Here is a 4,820-nt window from a genome sequence, read left to right on the forward strand (position 1 = left end):
AACACCAAATGAAACGGACCGTGGGCGGCCAGCGACTGCGCACAGGCGGCCATGCTGGGCTCGCTCAGCAAGTCTAAACCGGGCGTGCTTTGGCGCGTCACACCCCAGGCCCCAGCGCAGCGCGGGTCGCTTTGCAAGTGCTGGAGCAGCGCGCTGCCGATCGCGCCACGCGCACCGATCACCAGGGCGTGGTAGCCCTCGGGCAAAGACTTCATCATGGCTTGCTCTGACGATCAGACCTCAAGGCCGTCGTCGGTTGCCGGTCGTAGGCGCAACGAAAGCCGATGTAGACAGCGTAAAAGTCGGCGGGCTTGAACGCCTGCACATCGGCCTTCATGTTGTAGGCCCCGTACCACCACGAGCCGCCCACTGTCCGATGTTCAGGGCGCCCCTGGCCTCCTTGCGCATCGGTGGTCCATTCCCACACATTGGCCCCCATGTCGTAAAGCCCGTTCACGCCTTGGCGGGTGGCTCCGGCAGGTGCGGCTCGCGGCCAGGGGTCGGGGTCGCTGGTATTGGCGCCTTGTGGGCTATCGCCCGTGCTCCAGGGGTAGGTGCGGCCTTTCACCCAAGGCGCTGGGGGCGCCTCCCGCAGCTCCGTGAAACCGGCCTTTTGCCATTCGGCCCCAGTGGGCAAACGCCCTCCAGCCCATTGGCAGTAGGCCTGCGCCTCGGCAAAGTCCAGGTGCACAGCTGGCAAGTCGGCGCTGGCCGGTGCCATGCCATCCGGCCTGCGCCATGACCAGCCAGGGCGACGCTCCCAACCCGCGCCGAATTCAAAACCGCCGCCTTCTCTTTCTGCGCGGGTCACGGCTGCGGTGGCCCGCACATAGCGCTCAAACTGAGCAATCGTGACCTCGGTGCGGTCCAAGGCCCAGTGGCCAAAAACCACCGGCTCGGCGACTGGCTTGACCGCCTGCGCGTGGGCGTTGCACAAGCCAAACAGCGCGCCCAACCCCACAAGGCCCCAACTCGCCACACCCATGTTCGGCGTCATGTCTGATCCTCTCGATCCCAGCGTCGCACCCAATTTTGCAAGCGTGGGCGCATGGGCAAAAACAAACGGTAAGCCCCCTCGAACACCCACGACATCGGTGGCCAAGCCGACAGCCAACCCAACCACCGCCACCCTGGAAACTGCCGCCACATCTGCGAAAACGCGGCCGCACCGCTGAACAAGCGGCCTTGGCTGTCACGCACATGAAACCGGGCCATGGCTTGCGCGCAGCTGAGCGAGTCGCCCAGCTCGGCGGCGCTGCTCACGTCTACCCAATCCAGACTGGCGGCTTGCGGCAAGCGGCGATAAATGGCAATTTCACGTCGGCACATCGGGCAAGAGCCATCGAAGTAAACGGTCAAACGGTGCAGCGTGCTCATCAGGCCAAGTCCGCTCGGGCCAACAAACGGCCTTGCCGGTCCACCAAAAAGCCTTCACCCAACCCGGGATAAGCGCCGGTCAGGCCGCTCATGATGACCTGGTGCGTGACCCAGACCTCGGTGCGGCCGGCTGGCAGCGCTTGCAAGCGCTCACGCAAAGCCTGTTGTTGTGCGGCCGGATCGCCCTGCCCGGCAAAGGTGCTATTGAGCGCGGGCCAGTCTTCGTAAGCGCCAAAAGCCAACCGCGCCGTGTCCTGACAGCGGCACCACTGGCTGCTGCGTACCCCGTCGGGCTTGAAGTTCTGCGCTTGCAGCCACGCCCCCAAAGCCCGCGAGGCTTGCCTGCCCGGCTCGTTCAGGTTGCGCTGCGTGCGGCATTGGCCGATCACAAAACCCGGCGGATCGCCCAGGCCCGACTCGGTGGCGGCATGACGAATGAGCAGCACGCCACCAGTCTGGCGCCAAACGACAAGCAGTTCGGCCCTGGAAACACGGCGCTCAGGCTGCGCCTGGGCCACACCCAGCCATCCGGTCATCAGCGGCGCCGCTACCACCGAACCCATGCGGGCCAGTGCCATGCGCCTGGGCAGCAGCCCCCATGTCAAATTTGGACAAAGTTTCATACCGCCCACCTTGTGTAACAGTTGAACAACAGCGCCATGCACCCCATCGAGGTTCAAGGCTTGATGACTGGATCAGGCAACGCTGGCCTTTGCCGACTCAGGCGACTTCGCCCGCCGCAATGCGGCGCAGCGCCTGCTCGAACACCTCAACTGGCTGACCACCCGAGATCAAGTGCTTGTCGTTGATGATCACAGCGGGCACCGAACGGATCCCCGCTTGGGTATAGAACTGCTGGCGCGTGCGCACCTCGGCGCTGTGCGCATCGCTTTGCAACACCTCGCTGGCAGCCGCCACATCCAGGCCCGCGGCGGCCACGCTGGCCAACAAAACTTGCGGGTCTTCTACGCACTCGGCGCGGCCTTGGTAGGCCTGCAGCAGGGCTTTTTTCAGAGCGTGCTGAGCGCCCTCGCCTTGCCCTTCGGCCCAGTGCAGCAAGCGGTGTGCGTCGAACGTGTTGTAAACCCGGCCTCGCCCATTCGGGTTGAAAACGAAACCCACCTCGGCCCCACGTTCGGTGATCGTCTGGCGAATCTGGGCTTGTTGCGCAGCGGTGGAGCCGTATTTTTCGGTCAAGTGCTCCCCCAAGTCTTGGCCACCTGGCGGCATGTGGGGGTTCAGCTCGAAAGGCTGAAAATGCAGCTCGGCCTGCACCTCACCTTGCAGGCGCTCCAGCGCTTGCTCGAGCCCACCCAAACCCACAGCGCACCAAGGGCAGGCGATATCGGACACAAAATCAATCTTCAAAGGGGTCATGGTTTACTTTCGGTGAATGCGTGCCATTGAAGGCTTCACAATGCAAGATCTTGCCGCAAATCACCGACAATTGCAGTTCTTGGCCCCAATTCCCACGATCCTTTGCGCAATAGCGCCTCCACCATGAACATCCTTGTCCTGCACGGCATCAACCTGAACATGTTCGGCAAACGTGACCCGGCCCAATACGGCACGACCACGCTGGAAGAAATCAACACCCAATTGACCGCACTGGGCCTTGAATTGGGCGCGCAGGTCGAGTGCTACCAAACCAATTTCGAGGGCGAAATGGCCGAGCGCATCCACCGCGCCCACGGCGATGGCGTTCAGGCCGTGGTCATCAACGCCGGGGCCTGGACGCATTACAGCTACGGCATCCGTGACGCGCTGGCCATCCTTAAGTGCCCCATCATCGAAGTGCACATGTCCAACATCCACGCCCGCGAAGCGTTTCGTCACCACTCGGTGATCGCCGACATCGCCAAAGGCCAGATCGCCGGTTTTGGTGTGGACAGTTATCTGCTGGGCCTGCGGGCCGCTGCGTCGGCAGCTCAAGGCTGACGCTGGGGCTGCGCAGCCCCGCGCTTTGTCAACCTTTCAAGCCGCCTTGGGTCAGGCCTCCGACAACCCGCTCCTGAAAGATCGCGATCAAAATGGCCACCGGCACAATGGCCACAATGAGCGCCGCAGAAATGATGGGCCAAGGGAAGGTGAACTCACCTTGGTAGAGCGCAATACCCACAGGCAAAGTGCGTGCAGCGGGACTGGAGTTGAGCGACAAGGCTAGCAAAAACTCATCCCAAGAGTTGACAAAGGCCAAGATGCCCGCTGTAAAGACCCCCGGTGCCGCCAGTGGGACCACCACATGCCACAGAGCCCCCAAACGGGTGCAGCCGTCGATCATCGCGGCGTTTTCCAGGTCGCGGGGAATGCTCTGGAAAAAGCTCACCAGCACCAAGGTGCAGACCGGTAAATTGAGCACCACGTAAGGCAAGATCAACGCCATGTAGGTGTTCAGCCAGCCCAAAGCCCGCATGGTCTCAAATATTGGGACCAACAAGGTCACCAGCGGGAACATGCTGGAGGCGACGATGCACGTCAAGATGAGTTCGCGGCGTTTGAGATTCAGACGGGCAATGGCATAGGCTGCAAAAGCGGCCACCACCAAAGACAGGGCGGTGGCACCTGTGGCCACGATGACGCTGTTTTTGAGGTAATGCAGCAAAGGCTGGTCGGTGAAGGCGCGAACGTAGTTGTCCAGCATCGGGTTCTCGGGCCACCAAGTGATGGGTTTTTGCACCAACTCGGTCTCGGTCTTGAGCGAGGTGAACAAGATCCAGACAGCCGGAAAAAAGCCGTTGAACACCACGATGGCCGCCGCTGCCCAGCGCAGCATGGGGGCGGACCAAAAAGACTGTTCTCTCATGACGCGTTCTTTCCAATATGGCGCAAGTAAAAGCCTGTGACAAACATAGAGATGACAAACATGAAAACCGCCAAAGTGGAGCCAAAGCTGATGCTGGAGTAATCGATGGTGTATTTGTGGATGAGCATGGCCAGGGTTTCGGTGGCTTCGCCCGGGCCGCCCCTGGTCATGGTGTAAGGAATGTCAAAAGTCTGCAGCGCCGTGATGGTTCGAAAAATCAACGCCACGATGATGCTGGGCATGAGCATGGGAATGGTGATTTGCCAAAATTGCTGCCAGCGGCTGGCACCATCGACCTCGGCCGCTTCGTACAGGGATTTGGGGATCATTTGCAGGCCAGCCAACAAGATCAGGGCCATGAAAGACGAGGTCTTCCAGATGATGGTCAGGCAAATGGCTGCCATCGCCCAGTTGGGTTTCAGCAGCCAGCTGGTGGGCTCCGTTTGCAGGCCCAGGCGAAACAGCACGTCGTTCACCACGCCATATTCGGTATGGAAAAACCAGGCAAAAATCAGCCCGGCAAAAGACAGGGGCAAGGCCCAAGGCAAGAGCAACGACAGGCGCACAGGCCATTTGCGCTTGAACGGCAGATTGGCCAGCATGGCCAAGCCCAGGCCCACGATCAAGGCCCCGGGCACGG

The 4,820-nt window shown here is 61.4% G+C and carries 7 protein-coding genes and 1 pseudogene; 1 reads left to right on the plus strand and 7 read right to left on the minus strand.

Annotated elements, in window-relative coordinates:
- The 5 genes and pseudogenes from Q0341_RS08170 to Q0341_RS08190 form a co-directional block, all read right to left on the minus strand.
- Positions 1–218, minus strand: a pseudogene (locus Q0341_RS08170) (short-chain dehydrogenase); the annotation flags it as partial.
- Positions 215–997 (minus strand): formylglycine-generating enzyme family protein, encoded by a 783-nt coding sequence (locus tag Q0341_RS08175; RefSeq protein WP_299511954.1) that lies wholly within the window; start codon positions 995–997, stop codon positions 215–217. The gene Q0341_RS08175 and the pseudogene Q0341_RS08170, both read right to left, overlap by 4 nt.
- The gene (locus Q0341_RS08180; RefSeq protein WP_299511957.1) at positions 994–1,377 is read right to left on the minus strand and encodes a thiol-disulfide oxidoreductase DCC family protein; all 384 of its coding nucleotides are present in this window, start codon (positions 1,375–1,377) and stop codon (positions 994–996) included. Before Q0341_RS08180 ends, Q0341_RS08175 begins: the two co-directional genes overlap by 4 nt.
- Entirely contained in the window at positions 1,377–2,000 is a 624-nt protein-coding gene (locus Q0341_RS08185; protein WP_299511960.1) for a histidine phosphatase family protein, read from the minus strand. Before Q0341_RS08185 ends, Q0341_RS08180 begins: the two co-directional genes overlap by 1 nt.
- Before the next feature lie 97 nt (positions 2,001–2,097).
- Positions 2,098–2,754, minus strand: a complete 657-nt coding sequence (locus tag Q0341_RS08190) for a DsbA family oxidoreductase (RefSeq protein ID WP_299511963.1) — start codon at positions 2,752–2,754, stop codon at positions 2,098–2,100.
- Positions 2,755–2,877: 123 nt separating this feature from the next.
- Here Q0341_RS08190 and aroQ point away from each other — a divergent pair, with 123 nt between their 5' ends.
- Complete coding sequence (gene aroQ / locus Q0341_RS08195; RefSeq protein ID WP_299511965.1) at positions 2,878–3,315, plus strand: type II 3-dehydroquinate dehydratase; 438 nt, start codon at positions 2,878–2,880, stop codon at positions 3,313–3,315.
- A gap of 28 nt (positions 3,316–3,343) precedes the next feature.
- Here aroQ and Q0341_RS08200 read toward each other — a convergent pair whose 3' ends face one another.
- Together Q0341_RS08200 and Q0341_RS08205 are read right to left on the minus strand one after the other, a co-directional pair.
- A complete protein-coding gene (locus Q0341_RS08200) occupies positions 3,344–4,180 on the minus strand; it encodes a carbohydrate ABC transporter permease (protein ID WP_299511968.1) in 837 nt (278 codons plus the stop codon).
- The coding region (locus tag Q0341_RS08205) for a sugar ABC transporter permease (RefSeq protein ID WP_299511971.1) at positions 4,177–4,820 on the minus strand (644 nt) is incomplete at its 5' end. The genes Q0341_RS08200 and Q0341_RS08205, both read right to left, overlap by 4 nt.

This window comes from uncultured Limnohabitans sp., from assembly GCF_937889215.1.
In the GTDB taxonomy this organism is placed as follows: domain Bacteria; phylum Pseudomonadota; class Gammaproteobacteria; order Burkholderiales; family Burkholderiaceae_C; genus Limnohabitans_A.